Origin of the sequence: Butyrivibrio sp. MC2021, assembly GCF_000621605.1 — a bacterium.
Lineage (GTDB): Bacteria > Bacillota > Clostridia > Lachnospirales > Lachnospiraceae > Butyrivibrio.
Map to the genome: position 1 here is coordinate 504,595 of NZ_JHXX01000002.1, position 24,124 is coordinate 528,718.

General features: G+C 45.0%; 15 protein-coding genes and 1 riboswitch. Of the genes, 11 read left to right on the plus strand and 4 right to left on the minus strand.

All coding sequences use genetic code 11. The features are described 5' to 3' along the window. Window positions 1–15: 15 nt before the first annotated feature. Window positions 16–2,082, minus strand: coding sequence for an endo-1,4-beta-xylanase (locus tag T359_RS22135; RefSeq protein ID WP_197027072.1), 2,067 nt, complete (start codon window positions 2,080–2,082; stop codon window positions 16–18). 209 nt (window positions 2,083–2,291) lie between these two features. After that, window positions 2,292–2,370: riboswitch (cyclic di-GMP riboswitch) on the plus strand. Window positions 2,371–2,433: 63 nt separating this feature from the next. Here T359_RS22135 and T359_RS0108050 point away from each other — a divergent pair. Together T359_RS0108050 and T359_RS0108055 are read left to right on the plus strand one after the other, a co-directional pair. Continuing rightward, window positions 2,434–8,670, plus strand: coding sequence for an Ig-like domain-containing protein (locus tag T359_RS0108050; RefSeq protein ID WP_026517025.1), 6,237 nt, complete (start codon window positions 2,434–2,436; stop codon window positions 8,668–8,670). Between the two features lie 89 nt (window positions 8,671–8,759). Then, window positions 8,760–10,130 carry an MATE family efflux transporter gene (locus T359_RS0108055; protein WP_026517026.1) on the plus strand — a complete coding sequence of 457 codons (1,371 nt, stop codon included), beginning with the start codon at window positions 8,760–8,762 and terminating at the stop codon, window positions 10,128–10,130. Window positions 10,131–10,168: 38 nt separating this feature from the next. On the opposite strand, the gene T359_RS0108060 is transcribed toward T359_RS0108055, so the two are convergent. Continuing rightward, window positions 10,169–10,843, minus strand: a complete 675-nt coding sequence (locus T359_RS0108060; protein ID WP_026517027.1) for a UDP-N-acetylglucosamine pyrophosphorylase — start codon at window positions 10,841–10,843, stop codon at window positions 10,169–10,171. Between the two features lie 204 nt (window positions 10,844–11,047). Here T359_RS0108060 and T359_RS0108065 point away from each other — a divergent pair, with 204 nt between their 5' ends. Further along, window positions 11,048–11,740, plus strand: coding sequence for an iron-sulfur cluster assembly scaffold protein (locus tag T359_RS0108065; protein WP_026517028.1), 693 nt, complete (start codon window positions 11,048–11,050; stop codon window positions 11,738–11,740). 18 nt (window positions 11,741–11,758) lie between these two features. Beyond that, window positions 11,759–12,778, plus strand: a complete 1,020-nt coding sequence (locus tag T359_RS0108070) for a GGGtGRT protein (protein WP_026517029.1) — start codon at window positions 11,759–11,761, stop codon at window positions 12,776–12,778. Window positions 12,779–13,202: 424 nt separating this feature from the next. Here T359_RS0108070 and T359_RS0108075 read toward each other — a convergent pair whose 3' ends face one another. Then, complete coding sequence (locus tag T359_RS0108075; RefSeq protein WP_026517030.1) at window positions 13,203–14,627, minus strand: sensor domain-containing diguanylate cyclase; 1,425 nt, start codon at window positions 14,625–14,627, stop codon at window positions 13,203–13,205. 264 nt (window positions 14,628–14,891) lie between these two features. On the opposite strand from T359_RS0108075, the gene T359_RS0108080 reads away from it, so the two are divergent. The 5 genes from T359_RS0108080 to T359_RS19780 are packed head-to-tail and all read left to right on the plus strand — an operon-like array spanning window position 14,892 to window position 20,912. Further along, window positions 14,892–15,341: an NfeD family protein gene (locus T359_RS0108080; protein ID WP_051545125.1), complete on the plus strand. Its 450-nt coding sequence runs from the start codon at window positions 14,892–14,894 to the stop codon at window positions 15,339–15,341. Then, window positions 15,338–16,255, plus strand: coding sequence for an SPFH domain-containing protein (locus T359_RS0108085; protein ID WP_026517032.1), 918 nt, complete (start codon window positions 15,338–15,340; stop codon window positions 16,253–16,255). The genes T359_RS0108080 and T359_RS0108085 overlap by 4 nt, the downstream gene beginning before the upstream one ends. Before the next feature lie 39 nt (window positions 16,256–16,294). Further along, a complete protein-coding gene (locus tag T359_RS0108090; RefSeq protein ID WP_026517033.1) occupies window positions 16,295–18,133 on the plus strand; it encodes an ABC transporter ATP-binding protein in 1,839 nt (612 codons plus the stop codon). Further along, window positions 18,130–19,956, plus strand: coding sequence for an ABC transporter ATP-binding protein (locus tag T359_RS0108095; RefSeq protein ID WP_026517034.1), 1,827 nt, complete (start codon window positions 18,130–18,132; stop codon window positions 19,954–19,956). Before T359_RS0108090 ends, T359_RS0108095 begins: the two co-directional genes overlap by 4 nt. 50 nt (window positions 19,957–20,006) lie before the next feature. Beyond that, window positions 20,007–20,912 carry a metallophosphoesterase family protein gene (locus T359_RS19780; RefSeq protein WP_051545127.1) on the plus strand — a complete coding sequence of 302 codons (906 nt, stop codon included), beginning with the start codon at window positions 20,007–20,009 and terminating at the stop codon, window positions 20,910–20,912. A 53-nt stretch (window positions 20,913–20,965) separates the two neighbouring features. Here the strand turns inward: T359_RS19780 and T359_RS0108105 are convergent, their stop codons facing one another. Then, window positions 20,966–21,424, minus strand: coding sequence for a hypothetical protein (locus T359_RS0108105; RefSeq protein ID WP_026517035.1), 459 nt, complete (start codon window positions 21,422–21,424; stop codon window positions 20,966–20,968). Between the two features lie 273 nt (window positions 21,425–21,697). Between T359_RS0108105 and T359_RS0108110 the strand changes: the two genes are divergently transcribed. Further along, entirely contained in the window at window positions 21,698–21,982 is a 285-nt protein-coding gene (locus tag T359_RS0108110; RefSeq protein WP_022763119.1) for a co-chaperone GroES, read from the plus strand. A gap of 197 nt (window positions 21,983–22,179) precedes the next feature. Next, a complete protein-coding gene (groL, locus tag T359_RS0108115) occupies window positions 22,180–23,802 on the plus strand; it encodes a chaperonin GroEL (RefSeq protein ID WP_026517036.1) in 1,623 nt (540 codons plus the stop codon). Window positions 23,803–24,124: the final 322 nt, after the last annotated feature.

The window sequence follows — 24,124 nt, forward strand, 5'->3', positions numbered from 1 at the left end:
TACTGGCGTGATTATTTAAATTCTTTTTATCCATGCCCAGATAAGCTCACTTACAAGGCCTACATCTTCCTTGAGGCTCTCATCAATGCCCATTCCCTGGAAGTCGTTTCCGCTGAAGAACTGATCAATAAGTTCCTGCTTGCGTTTCTCTGAGACATTGACTCCGCGGCCTTCCTTAACTGAGAAAGCAGCTCTCATGGTCTGTTCCATGGTGTACTCCCCGCCGGACCAGCCCTTGAAGTAAACATCATTGGCTAAGGAAAGTCCGTGGAAGCCCGCAGGAAATACGTAGTGGGCGAAAGGAACTTTTTTGCTGCGAAGAGCCTGGGCAAAGAGATAGCTGTTCTCTACAGGAACAAGGCCATCCTCCTGGGTCTGCCATACAAAGCAGGTTGGAGTATCCTCGGTAACATGTTTCTCCAGTGAGAAGTAGTCAAGCTCCTCAGAGGTAGGCTCATTTCCAAGAAGTGCTCTGATGGAATCCTGATGGGTATACTCTCCGGTAGTGATAACAGGATAGGAGAGGACAACTCCATCGGGCCTGTTGGAGAACTTATCATATTCAGGGCTTATATCTGTCACATCTTTGTAGTGGACCGCAAGGCTTCCGCACACGTGGGCACCTGCAGAGAAGCCCATGATAAAGAGCTTTTTGCCCTCTACATTATATTTCTCAGCATTTTTTCTTATGAAGCGGACAGCCCTGGAAATGTCGTTAAGGGGCTGCTTTTTAAGGGGCACGGACATGGTGATGTCTGTGGTGTAGCTAAGAACAAATACGTTCATTCCTCTGTCAAAAAACTCCATGGCAGGGAGCTCACCCTCGTGGGATGCCAGCATGCAGTATCCGCCGCCGGGAACCACCAGCATACAGTCGCGCTGCTGATCATCATTATGAAGATAAGCAAAAACGTTGGGAGTAAAGCCGTAGGAGGCTTCATAGGTGTATTCACCTTCCTGCCAGATGTTCTCGCGAAATCTCTTCATTTTCATCTCGGGCATGCCCTTCAGAAGGAAATCCTCCTCCGCGTAATGGGGCTCCCATTTATCGATGTCTGCTTCGGGAACAGCAGCCTTGAGGACCTCATAGTAGGCTTCCTTTGCCTCACATTTTCCATGGAACAGAAGAGGGTAGCTGGTCTCTCTTCTAAAACCTGACAGCCAGCTGTTTTCATCCAGAAGATTCCAGAAGGTTACGCTGGTGATATTGGCCTTGCCTGATTTCTTGGCATCAAGGTAGATGTCGAAGAACTGTCTGTATCTGAGGGCCAGCGCATGCTGTGACTCCTCGCAGGGGTCAGCGTTGTGCATGTCGAGCTCAGTTACATTTATCTTAAGGCCCAGAGCGCCGTACATCTCAAGAGCTGTTTTATAGAGCTCAAGATCCGGATAATCCATCATGAGATGGGACTGAAGGCCCATGCCGTCCACCAGCTTTTTCTCCATAAGAGGAGTCAGGACATTCTTTATGATGAAGTCTCTTTTCCATTCCTGGGAGGTCTCATAGTCGTTGTAAAAAAGGTCTACTTCTGGAGTCACATATTTTCTGGCGTATTCGAAGGCTTTTATAAAGAAGTCATTGCCCACGGTCTTGGTCCAGATGGACTTTCTGAAGTCTCCGTCGTCAACGATCTCATTGACCACGTCCCAGGCGTAGATAACTCCCGGGTAATTGGTCTGAACAAATTCGAGAACGCCCTTTATATAGTTCTCAAGTCTTGCAAGGATAGTCTCTCTGTCTGCAAGAGGGTAGAGTTCATTATATTTTTCGCAGAAGAACCACTTTGGAGTCTGGTTGTGCCATACCAGTGTGTGTCCGCGCATGGCGATGCCTTTTTCCTTAGCAAATTCAAGGTAAGGAACAGCATTTTCAAAAGTAAGAGCCGGAGCCAGATTATATTTTTCCGGATCGGACTTGTTCTTGTCCGCATCCAAATAGTACATGGGCTTCATATCATTTTCGCAGGTGAAGCTGTTAAACTGCTCTGTAAGAAGCTGCATGTGAGCCTTAGTGTTGAGATTCCATCTGGAAATTGCGGCGCCAACCTTGAAATATGGCGCGTAAGCTGTCTTGAGATTCATTGTAACCCTCCGTGTTGTGCATAAAAAATCAATACCTCCATATATCATAAAGTATCCGGACCCGGCTTTATACTTAGATATTGCTTATTATGAGGGACCACAGGTCAGATATTGCGGTTGTGAAGGATGTTCAGTTTTATAAAAATTTAATGAATGGGATAGTTGAAAAACTATAAAAGAATAGTAGAATGAAGTTTGGTAAAAAACGAAATAACATTTGGCAAAACCGGAGTGATCCGGTGACGCAAAGCTATAGGGCCTGTAGCGTACAGGCAGCCAGTTGCAACTTATTAGCGATGCGTGGGGCATCGTTTTTTTTTGCGCATTTTTCATAAAGGAGAGGTGTGGTACATGAAAAACAGATTTTTAGCTTTACTTCTTGCAGGTGCAATGATCGGCTCAAGTATGCCTGTTTATGCGGCAAGTGAGGAGTTTTCAGAGGAGCAGCTTCTTTTAGAGGAAGATTCATTTGTGGCTGAGACTGAAGAAAACTACGAATATGAAGAGGAGCCTGAAACTGAGGATCAGGAGCTTCTTGAGACAGCTGAAGAAGAGCTGGCAGATGTGGAAGAGACTGAGGAAGATCAGGAATTCCAGGAAATAGCACTGGAAGAAGAGGCTGAGGAAAACAGCGATTCTATGCCTTCTTCTGAAAAGGCAGCCGAGGAAATACACTATGCCACAGGTTTTGTTCCCGGCGATGAAATTGAGATAACCAGAGTATCTTATGATGAAGACCTTGCGGAGCTTACGGCAAGTCTGCCCTCCGAATACAGAACAGCAAAGCTCCCTGCCATTAAGAATCAGGATCCCTACGGAACCTGCTGGGCCTTTGCGACCACAGCTCTTCTTGAGATAAATCTTATGAAGAAAGGGCTCATTTCAAATCCCGATCTTTCTGAGCTTCACCTTGCTTATTTTACATATCACACTGTTACTGATCCTCTGGGAGGAAGCGTTGGTGATGTGACAAGATACCCTAACGCAAATCTTCTTAATAAGGGCGGAAGCTATGCCAAGGGCCTGGGAACTCTTATGAAGTGGACCGGCGCAGCTGATGAATCAGTGGCTGATTATAAGAGAGATGCCCTTCTGGCACAGAGCGTAGGCCTTCAGGATGAAATCGCCTATGATGATATTGCGCATATAGAAAATTATTATGTTGAAAAGGTAGACCTTAAAACCTTCAGAAAGACAAAGAATATTGATATGCTGAGCCCTGTAAAGAAAATGATTCAGGACTATGGCGCTGTGGGAATTGCCTTTGCCGCAGCTGACGGAATTTCAGCTTATTATGAAGACGGAATATACAACAGCACCTATAACAGCTATTACAACTCTGAGTATGAAGTCCAGAATCATGGTGTTGTTCTGGTGGGATGGAATGATAATTTCCCTAAGGAGAATTTTGCAACAACCGCACCTGGAGACGGAGCTTTCCTTGTAAGAAACAGCTGGGGAACAGATCCTGGAAAAGGAGAAAACAGCTACAAGGGCTACTTCTGGATGTCATATTATGAGGCTACTTTAGTAGATGAGTTCTATGCTGCAGATGTTACACTTGCCGATAATTTTGACAATTGCTATCAGCATGAAGCATATCCTAACGGAATAACTTCATCTAAATATAATGCAAATGTGTTTACAGCCCATGCTGAGGATGGCTCTGCAGGAGAGGTTCTTGATTCTGTTGCATTCTACTCATCAGAAGCCGGTGGCCAGTATACCATCGAGATCTATAGAAATGTAAAAGATACACCAAAGTCAGGACAGCTTGTTTCTTCTGCCACCACAAAGGGCAGAACAACCTATGCCGGATATCAGACAATAAAGCTGGCATCATCGGTTACATTAGCTCCAAACGAGAAATTTGCAGTAGTTGTAAAGGGCGCAGTAGGCGTAGAACTTTCACAAAGCGGAACCTATACAACCCGCACATATAATGCCGGTGAAAGCTATTACTATCTTGACGGATGGGGATGGGAAGACTATAACGGAAACTTTGCCATCAAGGCCTATACCAAAAATCTGAAGTCCGGCCAGACTGTAAATCCTACGGACATCACATTTACAAATATTGATGGCGGCACATTAAGCCTTGGTGTTTCCGGCATTTACAAAGTGGGCACAAAGGTTCTTCCTTCAAATGCTACAAATAAGAACCTTACCTGGACCAGCTCAAATACATCTGTTGCCACAGTAAATAATGGAACTATAACAACCAAAGCTATCGGAACTACAACCATTACAGCAAAAACAGTGGCCGGAAATGTTCAAAAGAGCTTTACTCTAAGTGTTGAAAACAAGCTCTCCGGTATAAATGTTGAAATCAGTTATGTCGGAGACGGACAATATAAAGCGAAAGCCACATTTGTTCCTGAAGATTATGATCCCTCTGAGGACAGAATATCAGTAAGATGGTCCTCCTCGGATTCAAGTGTTGCTGAAATCGACGATGCAGGAAATATCACACAAAACAGCATTGGAAAGGCCACAATTACAGCTACTGTGGGCACTGTCAGCGGCTCTGTTGAAGAAGGCTTTGGACCTCGCCAGTCAGATGTCTCATATGATGTTGACGAAAACGGAATTGTTCATATCAAGTGGAATAAGATCGATAATGCTCGTGGTTATACTATATTCAGAGGATATGATCAGATTGACCAAGTTGATAATAAGACATTTGAATATACTGACAATTACTATAAAGGACAAAAAGGCAACAGAGTACAGTACGGATGGGGCGCCATAGTAGGAGATACAAACTATGTTTTAACTCAGGATATTAAGCTTGCCCCCAAATATAAGGTTACATATCATTTAAAGGGCTGTGTCCAGAATAAATATAACGAAGAGGCTTATTATGCCGGAGACTATGTGTACTTATTCAATCCCACTCCTCCCAGCGGTTCTAAATTCTACGGTTGGTATTTGGATAAGGATTATAAAGAAAAAGTAACCGGATTTAGCAGTTTCCCAGAAAATGATATTGATCTTTATGCCAAGGTTTACAGAGATGACGCCTTCAGCTTAGAAATTCAGTCAGATAAACTTAACAATAAGAAAGCTGACATAGTTAAGGGCGAAAAATTAAACCTGACAGCTCTTGTTCTTCCTGAGGCAATTGGTGATTTTGATAGCATTTTTTGGTCAGGAAGTGATTCAAATATAGGATGGATAAGCAATGCTTTTGATGAGACTGCAACTTTTAACAGTAGAAAGAGCGGTACATGCACTGTTTCAGTGACTTGCGGGGAATTGACAGATTCAGTTACTCTGATTGTACATGAGCCTATTTCATTGTCACAGACTACTCTTAGTCTTACCGGAGATGCGGGAGTACAGGAAACACTTGTTGCTACAGTGACTCATCCTGAATTGAAGAATAAGGAGATTATCTGGTCTTCAGCAAATACCGATATTGCGAAAGTATCAGCAACAGGTGTCGTAACACCTAATACATCTTTGAAGTACAAACAAACAACAACTATTAAAGCGACTATTTCGGGAACAAATTATTATGCGCAGTGTAATGTGACTGTAACTCCCGGAAAGCCCACAGAGGCAAGTAAGGTAACAATCAGTGCTACAGGCCTTTCCAGCAAGAAGCTTGATCTTTTCAAGGGAGAGACTGTGAGCCTTGGAACCACTGTGCTTCCTGCTGATATTGCTGCACCTATAACTTATGCATGGACATCATCAGCCGGTGACGTTGCATCTGTTTTGAATACTACAGCAGGCACCAATACACTTACTGCAAAGACAGTAGGAACAACCACAATCACTGTTAAGACAGGAAGTGTGTCTGACAGCATTACCGTAACTGTTCACGAACCAATTGTTTTATCCAAGAAGGAAATTAACATTGCAGGAGATAAAGGAGTAAGTGAGAAGCTTACAGCTACTGTTACTCATCCTACCTATAAATATAAGACCATAACTTGGACCAGCTCAGACACAAATGTTGTGACTGTATCGACTTCAGGCGTTGTAACACCGAATGCTTCAATTAAGGAGGCAAAGACTGCAACAATTACCGCAACTATTACAGGTACAAACTACAGTGACACCTGTACTGTAAATGTCGTTCCCGGAAAGCCCACAGAGGCTTCACAGGTGACTATCACAGCAGATAACCTTGCAAATCATAAGCTTGATCTTATCAAGGGAACAAGTGCTTCTCTTGGAACCACTGTGCTTCCTGTGGACCTTGCTGCTCCAATTAAATATAGCTGGACATCAAGTGATAGCACGGTAGTATCTGCAAACTACAGTACATCAGCAACAACTACGATAAGTGCAAAGAAGGCAGGAACTGCAACTATTACAGTAAAGACAGGAAACGTATCTGACAGTATAACTGTAACTGTTCATGAGCCTGTCGTCCTTGACAGCAAAGCCGTGACTCTCAGCAGCAGAAGCGATTCAAAGGCTGAGCTTAAGGCTACGGTTACACATCCCGGTCTTAAGACAAAGGCCCTTAAGTGGACATCATCAGATACAAATGTTGTTACGGTATCTGATAACGGAGTAGTAACACCGAATACAAAGCTTGATAAGACAGCAAAAGCTACCATAACTGTAACTATCGAAGGTACTCAGTACAGCGATACCTGTGAAGTAACTGTTTCTCCTCTTCAGAAGGCTTCTGATCCGGAGGCTCTGGTAGAGGGTGAAATAGCATCCTTACAGAATAAAGTATCACTGGGGGCAAAGGTGTCATTTACAACCAAGACTCCTAATGCAAAGATTTACTACACAACAGACGAAACACTGCCTATCGGCGATGACGACAAAGTAGTTGCTACAGCAAAGCTTTACACAGAACCTATCAGTATAACAGAGGCTATGACTATCATGGCTGTTACTGTATGCGACGGATATGCACACAGTAACACTCCTAAGTATCAGTTTATTATCGCTGAGGATGACTGGGGCGATGTTCCTGAGAGCTTCAGAGAGTACTTTGACAATTCATCACTGAATATTCCTGAGGGCTACTGGTTCTATCTGGGCAGCAGTGGTATAGGCGGCAAATCCGACATTTTTACAGAGAACGGAGAGACCGGATTAGTATCAGTCTGCAGACATGAAAAGAATGAGCTTGATGCAACATCAGTATTTATAGGCAATAAGTATCTCATTGGAAACCTGGATTACACCACCAGATATCTTAACAATGTAAAGCCCGGTAAGGCTACTCTGATCATAGAAGACATTAAGACCGGTGAAACAATCGGAACTTTCACATTTACTATTGCGCCTGAAGATATTACAGATGCATGGATTGCTTCAGAGCACAAGATCACAGTGGATGCTGCGGCAAAGACTGAACTGTCTACAGTAGTTCCTGTTGTGAGATTGAGAAACAAAGAGCTTGTTGCAGGCAAGGACTATGAACTTAAGTATTATGAAAACGGTGCAGAGGTTCCTGCTTCAACTGTAATGGATAAAGCCGGAAAGAACTACTACATCATCGCAGAGGGTATCGACGAATATGCCGGTGAAGTTCCTCAGCATGTAGAGATTGAGGTAATCGGCGAGGAGCCTTCCGAAGAAGACCCTGCAGATGAGCCAACAGACGACCCTGCGGATGAGCCTAAGCCGGCTCCTGAGGACGACCCTGCGGATGAGCCTAAGCCGGCTCCTGAGGATGAACCTGAAAAAGATCCTGAACAGGAACAGGACCAGGATCAGGATAAGGATGATGACCAGGATAAGGACGATGATCAGGATAGTGAGCCTGATTTCACCAAGGAGTGGGAGATAGATGTTTTTGATGCTATCTATTCCAAGATCGGTGCTATGCCTGAGGTTGTTGTAAGCTGCGACGGAGTAACTCTCACTGAGGGTGAGCATTATACAGTTAAGGTATTCAATAATAAGAAGGTTGCCGACGCATCAGCGAAGGCTGCACCTTATGTTCTTGTGAAGGGAATAGGCTCCTTTGCCGGAAGAAGCACCAAGGTGAAATTCTCAATTGAGAAGGCAGATGTGGCAGACCTTACTGTTGACGCCAAGGATGTGCTCTACAAAGCCAAGGGTAAGAAGGGCTATGCTCTTAAAAAGCCTTCTTTCACAGATAACGGCAAAAAGGTTACTGTGGGAAAGAACAAGGATATCAAGGTAATATCCTATGAATACAGTTATGCAAGTGATGCAGTTCTTGATGATGGAACTGAGGTGAGCGAAGGCGATACTGTACAGCCCACAGACAAGATTGCCATTGGAACAGAGATCACTGTAAGGGCTGTGATCATGCCGGGAAGTGCCAAGAGCTCTTACGAAGGAAGTGCAGAGGTTACAGGCAGCTACAGAGTCATCGACACCAATAAAGATCTTTCCAAGTATAAGGCCAAGCTGGCAGAGGGAGTAACCCTTACATCCGTAGAGGATGCTCTTGAGCTTACAGCAGAAGATCTCGTGGTTACAAGAAAAGTATCGAAAGAACTTATAACCGTTCCTTCCGATATGATGGATATTTCCGTTACCGTTAATTCCACCGGAAAGACAGCAACAGTGACCATAAAAGGACTTGATGAATTCGGCGGCATAAAGAAAGTGAACTTTAAGATCAAAAAGAAATAAGAGCAATAAAATAAAAGGAGACAGGCTTGAAGTGGCCTGTCTCTTTTGCTATACTTCTCATGCTTGAACAAACCTTTTCGGAGGAGTATATGAAGGATCCGTTATCGGCCATAAGAGATGGCTGGAAGCTTACATTAAAAGAAGAAATATTACTGATCATAAGGCTGAGCCTTCCTGCAATTCTGGCTCAGCTTTCTTCGGTTATCATGCAGTATATAGACGCATCCATGGTGGGGCATCTGGGAGCAAATGCTTCTGCTTCCATAGGTCTTGTGTCCAGTACCACCTGGCTTGTGGGAGGAATACTAACTGCGGCAGCCATGGGCTTTTCTGTTTGTGTGGCCCACAGAATAGGAGCCAAGGACGAGGAGGGGGCCAGAACCATTGTAAAATGGGGCCTTAACTGCACTGTGGCAGTTAGCCTTGTTATCATGGTCATAGGAGTGCTTGTAAGTCCAAAACTTCCTGTCTGGATGGGGGGAGATGTGGCGATCAGAAAGGATGCATCGGCTTATTTCCTTGTTTATGCACTTTCAATTCCATTCAGAGAGCTACTTTTGACCTCCCAGGGAATGATTCAGTCCAGCGGTAACATCAGGGTTCCCAGTATTCTCAATGTTGCCATGTGCGCTTTGGATGTGGTGTTCAATGCACTTCTTATCCCGAGATTCGGAGTAATGGGAGCTGCCCTGGGAACAGCCTTTTCCTTTGTGATAATAGCCCTGGTGATGCTCTACATCCTTGTGGTAAAGTCCCCGGCACTGCACCTTGCTGGAAGGAAAAAGAAGACAAGGACGAAGTTCTCTGATTTTGCCTCAAATGAACTTCCTACAGCCCTGAAGATTGCTATCCCTGTTGCGATTGATAACATAATCATGGGCTTTGCCTATGTGGCTTTTACCAGGATAGTATCTCCCTTTGGAACTGTGTCGGTGGCAGCCAACTCTTTTTCCATAACAGCGGAGAGCCTGTGCTATATGCCGGGCTTCGGAATCGGCGTTGCTGCCACAACCATAGTGGGGCAGTGCATCGGCGCCAAAAGAAAAGATCTGGGAAAGCGCCTTGGATGGATGGCGGTTATTCTGGGAATGCTCATTATGGGTGTCAGCGGCGCGCTTATGTGGCTGTTTGCACCGTACATGATAGGAATTTTATCTCCGGATGATGAGATTAGAATGCTTGGAACGCAGATCCTCAGGATAGAGGCCTTCGCAGAGCCCTTCTACGGAGCTTCCATAGTGGCAGCAGGTGTGTTCAGAGGAGCGGGAGAGACCATGCTTTCCAGCGTTTTGAATCTTCTTAGTGTCTGGGTTGTGCGAATCCCCATGGCGTATTTCCTGGGTGCCCGCTACGGACTTAAAGGAGCCTGGATCGCCATGTGTACTGAGCTCTGCGTAAGAGGAATTCTGTTCCTTGTGAGACTTTGTTTATGGAATACCAAAAATAAAAAAGCAATCTGAGGCGTACTCAGATTGCTTTTTCTAATAAATGAACTATATCAGTCTTCAACTTTTTTAACGATGTGGTCTTTGTCTTTGAAGATGTGATGAGCGGGGATGCAGCCTCTTACAGATGAAAGAGGATATACATTGCACCATCTGCCGATGACTGTTCCGGGATTGAGAACTGAGTTGCAGCCAACCTCTACGTTGTCACCCAGCATTGCGCCCATTTTCTTAAGGCCGGTCTCAACCTGGTCGTCCTTGCCGTTCTTAACTACAACAAGCTTTTTGTCGCTCTTGACATTGGAAGTGATGGAGCCTGCTCCCATGTGAGCCTTGTAGCCAAGGATGGAGTCACCCACATAATTGTAATGAGGAACCTGAACCTTATTAAATAGGATAACGTTCTTAAGCTCAGTGGAGTTACCAACAACGGCGCCTTTACCTACGATGGCGCTTCCTCTGATGAAGGCACACTGGCGAACCTCGGCCTCCTCATCGATGATGCAGGGGCCTCCGATATAAGCTGAATCAAAAACCTTGGCGCTCTTGGCAACCCAGACATTCTCGCCTCTTTTCTCGAATTTGTCGGCGGGGAGAGTGTTGCCCAGTTCAATGATATAGTCCTTGATTCCTGCAAGAAGCTCCCAGGGGTATTCTTTGGTCTTCATGAAGTCTGCAGCAATAGTCTCGTTTAAGTCGTACATATTTGAAATCTTGAATTCTTCCATTTTTTTACCACCTTTATGTTTGAATATCGTACTTATTATAACAAAAAAATCTCTTAAGATAAAAAATTTGTTAAAAACATAACAACACCATTGAAAAGTGGCGCCAGTTATGTAAAAATAGATGTGGCGCTTTTCTGGCCATTCAAAAACTAATTCGGTAGTAAGTAATGAAAGTTACTTTACAATACGAAAGGAGATTTTCACATGATTTACTCAACAGAGGTAAAAAATATGTGTCCCGTAACACAAGGGGTACATCATGGCGCTGCTCCCATTCCTGAAGAGGCAAAGTGGGTTCAGTCCAAAGAAGTAAAGGACATTTCCGGCTATACACACGGTATCGGTTGGTGTGCTCCTCAGCAGGGATGCTGCAAGCTTTCCCTCAACGTTAAGGACGGTATCATCCAGGAGGCTCTTGTAGAGACAATCGGATGTTCAGGAATGACTCATTCAGCTGCTATGGCTGCTGAGATCCTTCCCGGACTTACAGTTCTTGAAGCCCTTAATACTGACCTTGTGTGTGACGCTATCAACACAGCTATGAGAGAGCTCTTCCTTCAGATCGTTTATGGTAGAACACAGTCTGCATTCTCTGAGGGTGGACTTCAGATCGGTGCAGGTCTTGAGGATCTTGGTAAGGGATCACGTTCAATGGTTGGTACAACCTACGGAACACTTGATAAGGGACCTCGTTATCTTGAGCTTACTGATGGTTACATCACAGATGTTGCTCTTGATGAGAACGATGAAATCATTGGATATAAGTATGTTAACTTCGGCAAGATGATGGACTTCATCAAGGCCGGTGACGATGCTAACACAGCATTTGATAAGGCTAAGGGCCAGTATGGTCGTGTAGCAGATGCGGTTAAGTGCATCGATCCCAGAAAACAGTAAGGTAAGGAGGAAAAAATAATGGCTTTATTTGAATCATATGAAAGAAGAGAGCCCCAGATCCTGGCTTGCCTTAAGGAGTATGGAATCTCTTCCATCGAAGAGTGTAAAGAAATTACAATGGCTGCAGGCATTGATGTTTACAGCCTTATCGAGGGCATTCAGCCTATCTGCTTTGAGAACGCTAAGTGGGCTTACACAGTAGGTGCTGCCATCGCTATCAAGAAGAACTGCCGTAAGGCTTCCGAGGCTGCTGCAGCTATCGGTATCGGCCTTCAGGCTTTCTGTATCCCCGGATCAGTTGCTGATCGTCGTAAGGTAGGTCTTGGCCATGGTAACCTTGGTAAGATGCTTCTTGAAGAGGATACAGAGTGCTTCGCATTCCTTGCAGGTCACGAGTCATTCGCAGCTGCTGAGGGTGCTATCGGTATCGCAGAGAAGGCTAACAAGGTTCGTCAGAAACCTCTCCGCGTTATCCTTAACGGTCTTGGAAAGGACGCTGCTCAGATCATTTCCCGTATCAACGGATTCACATTTGTTGAGACTCAGTATGATTACTTCACAGGTGAGGTTAAGGAAGTATCAAGAAAGTGCTACTCCAAGGACGCTAATTCACCTCGTGCTAAGGTTAACTGCTACGGCGCTAACGACGTACAGGAAGGTGTTGCTATCATGTGGAAGGAGAACGTTGACGTATCTATCACAGGTAACTCAACCAATCCTACAAGATTCCAGCACCCTGTTGCAGGAACCTACAAGAAGGAACGTACAGAGGCCGGCAAGAAGTACTTCTCAGTTGCTTCAGGCGGCGGCACAGGTCGTACACTTCATCCCGATAACATGGCAGCTGGTCCTGCTTCCTACGGTATGACAGATACTATGGGACGTATGCACTCAGATGCTCAGTTCGCAGGTTCTTCATCAGTTCCTGCTCACGTTGAGATGATGGGTCTTATCGGTGCAGGTAACAACCCTATGGTTGGTATGACAGTTTCCACAGCCGTTTCTATTGAAGAGGCTGCTAAGGCTGGTAAGTTCTAATTTTCATATTTGACATTATTAAGGCGCTTCGCAATATTTTTTGCGAAGCGCCATTTTTACTGGGAAAACCGAAGCGGAAACTGGAAAGTGAAATATAGTTTTGTGAACAATGTATGAAATCGAAAGAAAATTGTTTACTTATTTGTTCATATATGTTAAAGTTCCCTCACGATACGAAATATAGTTTGTTTTATGGTTGAAGTGGGAACACCAAAAACAAATTTTATAGATCGATTCCAGAAAGGTCACAGATGACATCTGAGCGTCTAATGCCAGAGGCCCTTTTCCATATCTGTGATTTTCTCCCTGTAAAACCTGTAGAAGGACTGTCACTTGTATAGAGAGGTCTTCTTTTTTGGGTGCATTTTTTATGCTGTCTGTCAGTGTGGGGATACATCTGTTCTTTTGACTTCTATAGGTTTTGCTATCTTCTTTTATCGGGATGTGCCTCATAGTAGGCATCTTTGTCTTTATACATGCGCTCGTCGGCATATCTCATGGCAAGACGGAGATTGCCGTCCTTGGCGTCATGGTAGTAGCCCACGGCAAAGTACAGCCAGTCAGGATCACAGGCTTTTTGCTTGAGGGTCGCGATCTTCTGAATGAATTCCTGTTCTGTGCTTTTGGTGGAAATGATGGTAAATTCATCACCGCCGGCTCTGAAGATCTTATCCCCGACGAATATTTCCTTAAGGAGCCTTGCTGCATCCTTAAGAAGCTGGTCACCGTTCTCGTGGCCGTCATTATCATTTATGGATTTAAGTCCGTTCAGATCGCAGAAAGCAACGCTGAAGGGCTTGGGATTCAGTTTCAGTTTGGTTGAGAGTTCGTCAACCGTTACATTCATGCAGTTTCTGTTGTAGACGCCGGTGAGCATATCCACGTTGCTGAGGTATTCCAGTCTGTCCATGATCATGTGGTTTGCCACCTCTGAGGACAGGAAGAAGGAAACCAGCTCCACGGTCTCTTTTATCTTCACCAGAAGCTCCGGATCGAAGTTGGTTATATACAGATAACCGATGATGGCATTCTGATGTATAAAGGGCACCAGCACCAGGGTCTCAACGTGATTGTTCAGAAGAGATTCAACCCAGTCCGGGGATTTCTGCTCATAGAACTGCATGTCGTTTTCATCTTTGATGATGATGCAGTTGGTTTCGGCAACCAGCCATTCCCAGGTTTCAACGATCTCATAGGGTATGTGCTCGAAGATTTCTTTTATGCATATTTCGTTGTTTCTAACAGATTCACTTATTACATCAAATTTATAAAGGTCAGGAGTTACGGTCATGATGCAGCAGGAATAAGCATCGGTATATTTCCGAATGTCTCTGGTGATCACATCCATTTTTGCATGGAAGTCCTCTTCATTACGCAGATTAAGACAGGTCTTGATGACAAAAGAGGATATCTCGGGATTAACATTGGAGACTTTGCCGGTATCCATTTCCTTGTTCAGTGTATACATGAACATACAGTAGGAGACATCATCCGGCTTTTCTTCGGGAGCTGTTACAGGAAGGAGAATGTCTTCGGTCCAATAGCCGTACATCATGGTGGTATCTACGTAGGTATGGATCCTCTGCTTAAGCCAGGCGCATCTGTAGGCCATTTCTTCAAACTTGGGCTCCTTGCTCATGTTTTCATAGTAAGGAACACCCTCAAATTTCTTGTCGGAATCCTCCTCAAGAAACATGGACTGTGCATTTTTGGCCAGGAGAGAGTTGACGGCAAACATTATTACATCTCCCACGGATCCGTCAGGGTTTTTGTGGACCTCAAGAATAGCGGTGGGGATGGTGTAAACTTCTATCATGGATTTGAAAAATTCATAATTTTTATCGTTCATAACAATCTCCTGAAATTTTGCAAAAGGGCGCAATTCACCTATTACACATATACTATATTTTATAATTTTATTAACATAATTACAAATGCATGAATCTAAAAGTACTATAAAATTACTGGGAAAATGACGGTTTTTCAATTGCCAAAAAATACTATCAAATGCGAGGGTTATGAAGTATAATACAAATATGACGGCGCAGCACCACGCTGCGCTTTTTTTCTAAGCATTATTCTGCGCTAATACGACGGGAGAGGAGGTATACGTATGGAAATGTCAATGGCCATAGTCTGGCTTGCTATCGCAATTATTCTTTCTGTAATTGAGCTTACAACCATGGGACTTGTGACCATATGGTTCGCGGCAGGAGCCCTGGTGGCACTTTTACTGTCACTGGTAGGCGCACCGTTTCTGGCACAGCTTGCGGCATTTTTAGTTGTTTCCGTGGCGGTTCTTTTACTTGTAAGACCCCTTGCAACCAAATATGTCAACAAGACAGCCACCAAGACCAATATTGATGCGGTGGTTGGACGTAAGCTTGTAGTTAAGAAGGAAATTGACAACCTTAAGGGCACTGGCAAGATCGATATGGATGGCTCAACCTGGCTGGCGGTTTCAACCGTGGATAACATAGTTATTCCGGAAGGAGCGATTGTCAGAGTTGTTAAAGTTAGCGGAGCAAAACTTATTGTTGAAAGGGAGGATATGAATTTATGATGCTTTGGGTTTTTGTAGTACTTATTATTTTGCTGGTTGTATTACTGGCAGCAAATATCAGAATAGTGCCACAGGCACATTCCTATGTAGTTGAGCGCCTTGGCGCCTATAAGGAGACCTGGGATGTAGGTCTTCATGTGAAGGTTCCTTTTATTGACAGAGTAGCAAGACAGGTGGATCTTAAGGAGCAGTATTGCGACTTCCCGCCTCAGCCTGTTATCACACAAGATAACGTTACAATGCAGATCGACTCCATCGTATTCTTCAGGATTTCCGATCCCATGGCTTATGCCTACGGTGTAAGGAATCCCATCGGAGCTATTGAGAACCTTACAGCTACAACACTTCGTAACGTAATCGGTTCACTTACTCTTGACGAGACTCTTACTTCCAGAGATCAGATCAATGCACAGATGCAGGATGCTCTTGATATTGCCACAGACCCTTGGGGAATCAAGATTACCAGAGTAGAGCTCAAGAACATCAATCCTCCGGAGCAGATCCGTGACGCCATGGAGAAGCAGATGAAGGCTGAGCGTGAGAAGAGAGAGAAGATCCTTTTTGCGGAAGGTGAGAAGCAGAGCCAGATCACTGTTGCAGAAGGTGAGAAGCAGAGTAAGATCCTTCAGGCTGAAGCTGATAAGCAGGCTACAATTCTTAGAGCTGAGGCTGAGAGAGAGAAGAAAATCAGAGAGGCAGAAGGTCAGGCTGAAGCTATCAAGAGCATTCAGCATGCTAATGCCGAGGGTATAAGAATGCTTAAGGAGGCAGGAGCTGACGAGTCAGTTCTCACTCTTAAGAGCCTTGAGGCCTTTGAGAAGGCTGCTGACGGACAGGCAACCAAGATCATCGTTCCTTCCAACCTGCAGGGTATCGCAGGTCTTGCAGGTTCCATCAAGGAGATCGTAAAATAAGCATTTTACCTTGGAAACGGCACTGACTAAAAGGTAAATATGGAAAATAAGAAAAATAAAGATAATATAAGATTTGCTATTAAATCCCAGATAGTGCTTTACTTCCTGAAGGGAAGTACGTACTTATTCTTATTGAGCGTAGTTATTTCATTCTGTGTTACTTTTTTGGAGCTGATTGGCCCCAAGATAGTACAGTATGCGATAGACTTCTGTATTTCGGGAGCTGCCGGTGATGCCGGCAGTATCCCGGGATATTTAAAATCCTTTATGGATTTTCTCGGAGGAAGCGAATACCTCAGAGCCCATCTGTATCTTATAGCCCTGGTGATAGCAGTAATAGCTGCTCTTCAGGCTTTGTGCAGATATTTGTTCAGGCTCCTTAATTCCATGGCTTCCGAAAAACTCATTCAGCGTATGAGAAATACGCTTTTTGAACACATCATGCACCTGCCCTTTACCTGGCACGGCAAGAACCACACCGGTGATATCATTCAGCGGTGTACTTCTGATGTAGAGACCATCAGGGCATTTATTTCCGAGCAGCTTCTTTCACTGTTCAGAATTATCATCAGAATCATTGTGGCCATGTACTTTATGGTTCATATCAGCGGCTTCCTTACCATTTTTTCCGCCGTTTTTATTCCTATCATCGTTCTGTATTCCAGCTTTTTCCATATTAAGATAAGAGATCAGTTCGAGCATGCGGACAGTGAGGAGGGAAGACTCTCCGCCACGGCCCAGGAGAATCTGACCGGAGTCCGTGTAGTAAGGGCCTTCGGCAGAGAGCAGTATGAAAAGGACCGCTTTGAGAAGCAGAACCAGGAATATACCGATATGTGGATCAGCCTTATGAAGACTCTGGCGGCCTTCTGGTCCTCCAACGATTTCATCTCTGGCCTGCAGGTCATGCTGGTTACTGTTCTTGGTGCAGTGGTGTGCGTCAGAGGTGAGATAACCGTGGGAGAGTACATCGCTTTTGTATCCTACAATGCGATGCTGACCTGGCCCGTAAGAGCCCTGGGAAGGATCATCTCCGAGATGAGTAAGGCGGGAGTTTCCATCGACCGTCTTCGCTATATCATGAACAGTGAGCTGGAAGAGGACAAGGCAGACGCAAAGGAGCCTTCTCTTAATCAGGATATACGTTTTGAGAATGTTTCTTTTTCCTATGACAATTCCACTGAAGGGGTGCTGAAGGATGTATCCTTCACCATCAAGGCCGGAAGGACCTTCGGTATTCTCGGAAGCACAGGCTCCGGCAAATCCACCCTTATGTACCTTATGGACAAGCTTTATACGCTGCCGGAGGACCAGGGAAAGATTTATGTGGGAGATACGAACCTCTCCGACATTAAGACATCGCACCTCAGGAAAAATATAGGCTTCGTGCTTCAGGAGCCCTTCCTTTTTTCAAGGTCATTATCTGAGAATATCGGTATCACCCTGAAGAATCCTGATATGAAGGAAATCAGAGACGCTGCCAAAATCGCAGCAATTGACGATACCATCAAGACCTTTACCAAGGGCTATGATACCTATGTGGGAGAAAGGGGCGTGACTCTTTCCGGCGGTCAGAAGCAGAGAACCGCCATTGCCCAGATGCTGGTTCAGAAGCCCCCGGTTATGGTGTTTGACGACTCGCTGTCAGCGGTGGATACCCAGACCGACGCCAAGATAAGAGCAGCACTTTCCGAGCATATCGGAGATTCCACAGTGGTGCTTATTTCCCACAGAATAACCACCCTTATGCATGCGGACAACATTATTGTTCTTGATAAGGGCAGAGTTGCGGAATCGGGAACCCATGAGCAGCTCCTTGAAAAGGGCGGAATTTATAAGAAGATCTACGATATTCAGATGCAGGGGGTGATGGCATGAGCGAGAATAAAAGTAACAAGCCTGTAAAACTCCCATTTTTCGGAATTCCAAGGCTTCATCCTTATATCAAACAGTACTATCCCAAGATCATTTTCATGATAATCCTGGGAATACTGAGCTCCCTGGCGGATTCTTTTTACCCGATTTTTAACAGGTATGCCCTGGATAATTTCGTGGGAAAACAGACTCTTAAGGGATTAGGCGTATTTATCATACTGTATGTAATAATCCTGGTCCTTCAGGTCATTGATAACTTTGTCTGCTGCTATATGTGCGGTCAGGTGGAGCTTTCTGTGGACAGGGACCTGAGAAATGCGGCTTTTAACCATCTTCAGGAGTTGTCACTGGCATATTTTAACCAGAACAATGTAGGCTATATCCATGCCAGAGTTATGAGTGATACCGGTAAAATAGGTATGATGGTGTCCTGGAGAATGATGGACATCATCTGGAACGGTGCATATCTGGTGTGCATTCTGGGAATGATGATGGTGCTTAACTTCAGGCTTTCCCTTTATATCATAGTGCTGGTGCCCATTGCGGCGGTACTTGTGATGTATTTTCAGGGCAAGCTCATTGTTCTTAACAGAAAGATAAGAGAGATCAATTCCACTATCACCAGCAATTTCAACGAGGGAATTACCGGGGCCAAGGCCATCAAGACCCTGGTGGTGGAAGATAAGATCCAGAGCGACTTTGAAGAGGATACTCTTAAGATGCGCAGGACTTCGGTCCATGCGACCCATTATTCCGCACTTTTTACTTCTGTCATAACCATGATGTCATCCTTTGCCCTGGCAATCGTGCTATATAAGGGCGGTATCATCACCATGGACGGAGTGATGCAGATAGGAACTCTCTCTGTATTTTTGTCCTACGCACTTGGTATGATGGAGCCGGTTCAGAACATCATCGTAACCCTGTCTGAGCTCATTGCGGTTCAGGTAAATGTGGAGAGACTTACAAGGCTCATCCAGACAGAGTCTGATGTTTCTGATACACCGGAGGTTATTGAGAAGTACGGAGATACCTTTAATCCCAAAAAGGAGAACTGGGAGCCTCTTATCGGCGATATTGAGTTTGAGGATGTTTCCTTCCATTATCCCGACGGCGAGGAGTATGTTCTTGAACACTTTAACCTCAAGGTTCCTCAGGGAACCAATGTGGCCATTGTGGGAGAGACCGGTGCCGGCAAGTCTACCCTGGTCAATCTTGTCTGCAGATTCTTTAAGCCCACAGCGGGGAAGGTCCTCATCGACGGAAAAGACGCCGCCGAGAGGTCACAGCTCTGGCTTCATTCCAACATCGGCTACGTGCTTCAGACTCCCCACTTGTTTTCGGGAACGGTTAGGGATAATCTAAAATATGGTAAGCCCGATGCCACTGAGGAAGAGATCTGGAAAGCTCTGGAGCTTGTGTCCGCAGACGGCATTGTGAAGCGCATGGACAAGGGCCTTGACAGTGATGTGGGAGAGGACGGCGATATGCTCTCAGTTGGTGAGAAGCAGCTTCTTTCCTTTGCAAGAGCTATACTGGCGGATCCCAGAATTCTGGTTCTCGATGAGGCCACTGCTTCCATCGATACGGTTACGGAGAAGGCTATTCAGGATGCCATTCTCACTGTGATCAAGGGAAGGACCTCTTTTGTTATAGCCCACAGACTCTCTACAATAGTAGATGCTGATATCATCCTGGTGGTTCAGGATGGCAAGATCATCGAGAGAGGAACCCATGTTGAGCTTATGGATAAGAAGGGTTACTACTACGAGCTCTTTACAAGACAGTTCGAGGAAGTCAGCATAGAGGGCGCTTTCGCCGGCTGATACCTGTTCTTTTTATATGAAAAAAGTCTGATTTTGGAGAAAAAAGGTTAATGGATATAGCGGTTTTTAGTGACATCCACGGCAATCATTCGGCCCTGCAGGCGGCCATTGATTATTCCGTGGGAAAAGGAATAACGAACTTTGTTCTTCTTGGGGACTATGTGACGGATTGTCCCAATCCCCAGAAGACCATGGAGCTTGTCTACGTCCTGAAACAGTATTTTACAACATATATTATCAGGGGAAACCGCGAGGAGTACCTGCTTAATTACAGAAGGACTGGAGAGGGCAACTGGAAAAAGGGCTCTGCCAGCGGATCCCTGCTTTATACTTATCAGAACCTTACGGATAAGGACTTTAACTTTTTTGAATCCCTGCCCAATTACGGAATATACCAGCCCAAGGGATTTCCGGGCTTTGAGTACTGCCACGGATCGCCCACTAATACCAGTGAGCTTTTGTTCAGGGAAAAGAGAAATACCAAGAAAGTACTGACCCACCTAAAGACAGGAGTTCTTTTACACGGACATAATCATGTCCAGGATACCTATATCTACAGGGGCAAAAAGGGAGTTAATCCCGGATCTATAGGCATTCCCTGGTATCACGGCGGCAAGACTCAGTTCTGCGTCCTCCACGGAGACGGCAAGAGCTGGGAGGAGGAGTACATTCAGCTGGAATATGACAGAAAAGAGATCCTTCGGGAGTTTAAGAACTCTGAGCTTTGCACCATGGCACCGGCCTGGGCTGCGGTTACAATGCATACCATTAGAACAGGTGTGGACCTTAATCAGACTATTCTTCTGAGGGCCATGAGGCTTTGCGAGCAGGAAAGAGGCGTTGTCAAATGGCCGGATATTCCGGAGAAATACTGGGCGATAGCCCTTAAAGAGAACTACATTGATCTTTACGGTAAGGACATACCGAGAAAAGAAAAAGAAAAAGAAGAGACATAAAAAACGGGCTCCATCCGGGAATGATTCCGGAGGGAGCCTGTTATTATTTTGGTTTAAATTGTTGTATCCATTGCTACGGAAGTATCAGCGGCAGTGGTCTTGTTGGCGTCCTTGTCATACTGCTTGAGCTGATCGTCCAGCCAGGAAGATTTATACTTGGCGTACTTATCCGTGGTTGTGGCCGAAGCAGTGTCTGTAGTGGTGGTTTCCTTGGACTCTGTGGTCTTGGAGCTGCTACTGATGCTGCTCAAGTGACTGTCAAGGAAGCTTGTTTTACTGGAAGACCCTGATTTGGAGGTTGAATATCCGGAAACAGAGTCAGCTGCAGTGGTGGTGGAACCTGTTTCGCGGTATGCATTAAGCGCAGCTTTATTTCCTACTTTATTTACGTAGGATTTCATAAGACTTCCGTATGCGCCGCTTTTTATACTGGAATAATCGGACAGAAGGCCGCTCATGCTGGATACATAATCGAAGGAGCCCGATAAACTGCTAAAGAAGTTAGTACTCATATAGAATCACCTCCTTGATGAGATGTTTGCTGTCGCAAACTTCATAACTTCCCTGTTATGAACATAGTTTCTTACGATTATTATCAGACATGACCTTTCAAGATGCAATTTACTGGGAATTAAAATATATTAAATTATTTATAAAAAGCCTTTGGATGTTGCAATTATTCCATTTAGGTAGTAATATATGTCTTGGTGGTTAGCACTCGATAAGAATGAGTGCTAACAAGAATAAAAAAATATACTAATTATTATATAAAGGAGGCATTAACAATGAAGTTAGAACCACTTGCAGACAGAGTTGTACTTAAGGCCCTTGAGGCAGAAGAGACTACCAAATCAGGAATCGTACTTCCCGGCGCTGAGAAGGAGAAGCCCCAGCAGGCTGAAGTTATCGCAGTAGGCCCCGGCGGTGTTGTAGACGGCAAGGAAGTTAAGATGCAGGTTAAGAAGGGCGACAACGTTATCTATTCCAAGTACGCCGGAACAGAGGTTAAGCTTGATGATGTAACCTACATCATTGTTAAGCAGAACGATATTTTAGCTATTATCAAATGAGTGATATAGGGACGAAAAGTTTCATTTATGGTTGCTTGCAGACATATAAATGAAAACTTGAGGACCGAACATACATGAGGAAAACAGATATGCGAATGAAATGAGCAGATCGATTTCCGAATGTATGCAGGATTGCGAGAGCGAAGCGGAGCAATCCGTATATCACGGAGTACAATAAATCAACGGAGGACAATAAAATGGCAAAGACAATTAAGTACGGCGCTGACGCCCGCACAGCTATGGTAGAAGGCGTTAATAAGCTTGCAGATACAGTAAGAGTAACCCTGGGACCTAAGGGAAGAAACGTAGTTCTTGATAAGTCCTACGGCGCTCCTACAATCACCAACGACGGTGTTACAATCGCAAAAGAGATCGAGCTTGAGGACGCTTATGAGAACATGGGCGCTCAGCTTGTTAAGGAAGTTGCTACCAAGACCAACGACGTAGCAGGTGACGGAACAACAACAGCTACAGTTCTTGCTCAGGCAATGATCAACGAGGGTGTTAAGAACCTGGCTGCAGGCGCTAACCCAATCGTTCTCAGAAAGGGTATGAAGAAGGCTACAGATACAGCTGTTGAGGCTATCGGCAAGATGGCTACCAAGGTTAAGGGCAAAGAGCAGATCATGAGAGTAGCTGCTGTTTCATCAGGAGATGATGAGGTTGGACAGATGATCGCTGACGCTATGGAGAAGGTTTCCAACGACGGCGTTATCACAATCGAAGAGTCCAAGACAATGCAGACAGAGCTTGACCTTGTAGAAGGTATGCAGTTCGACAGAGGATATATCTCAGCTTACATGGCTACAGATATGGACAAGATGGAAGCAACCCTTGATGATCCATTCATCCTCATCACAGATAAGAAGATCTCTAACATCCAGGATATTCTTCCTCTTCTTGAGCAGATCGTTAAGACAGGCTCCAAGCTCCTTATCATCGCTGAGGACGTTGAGGGTGAGGCTCTTACAACACTTATTGTTAACAAGCTTCGTGGAACCTTCAATGTAGTAGCTGTTAAGGCTCCCGGCTACGGTGACAGAAGAAAGGCTATGCTTGAGGATATCGCTATCCTTACAGGCGGTAAGGTTATTTCTGCTGATCTTGGCCTTGAGCTTAAGGATACAACAATGGATGACCTTGGAAGAGCTAAGAGCATCAAGGTTGAGAAGGAGAAGACAACTATCGTTGACGGCCTTGGCGACAAGAACGAGATCAAGGCCAGAGTTGCTCAGCTCAAGAAGCAGATCGAGGAGACAACTTCTGAGTTCGACAAGGAGAAGCTTCAGGAGAGACTTGCCAAGCTTGCCGGCGGTGTTGCAGTTATCAGAGTTGGTGCTGCTACAGAGACCGAGATGAAGGAAGCTAAGTACAGAATGGAAGATGCTCTTAATGCTACAAGAGCAGCTGTAGAAGAGGGTATCATCTTCGGCGGCGGCAGCGCATATATCCATGCAACCAAGGATGTTGCAAAGCTTGCTGATTCACTTGAGGGTGACGAGAAGACCGGAGCTAAGGTAGTTCTTAAGGCTCTTGAGGCTCCTTTATTCCACATCGCCAACAACGCAGGTCTTGACGGATCAGTTATCGTTAACAAGGTAAAAGAGTCCAAGAAGGGCATCGGCTTCAATGCATATACAGAAGAGTATGTAGACATGGTTAAGGACGGAATCATCGATCCTGCCAAGGTTACAAGATCAGCTCTTCAGAACGCTACATCTGTAGCATCAAGCTTCCTTACAACTGAGGCAGCTGTAGCTACAATCAAGGAGCCCGTACCTCCTATGCCAGCAGGCGGCGGAATGGGAATGGGCATGTGAGCGATAACGAGCCAAACCCGAAGAAATGAATATGAACAGTACTCCGTAAGGAGTTTAAAAAGTATGAAAGAAGGTCCCTCAAGCTCGCTTGAAAGGGCCTTCTTTTATGCTTTTTAAAGCGGCTCTTTTGAGAGACGCTTGGGCATATTTATTTCTGAGGGCTTGGCGACAACGGACGACAGGGAAATTGCGAAGCAATTTCGCTGTATGAGCGTTTGTTCATTAAAGCTTGGCGACTGGGATGATGCACTAAACTCGAAAGGACCTCGTTAAGTGCCCACCCATGGCTCGTACTAAGCTCGAAAAAACCTCGCTAAGTACT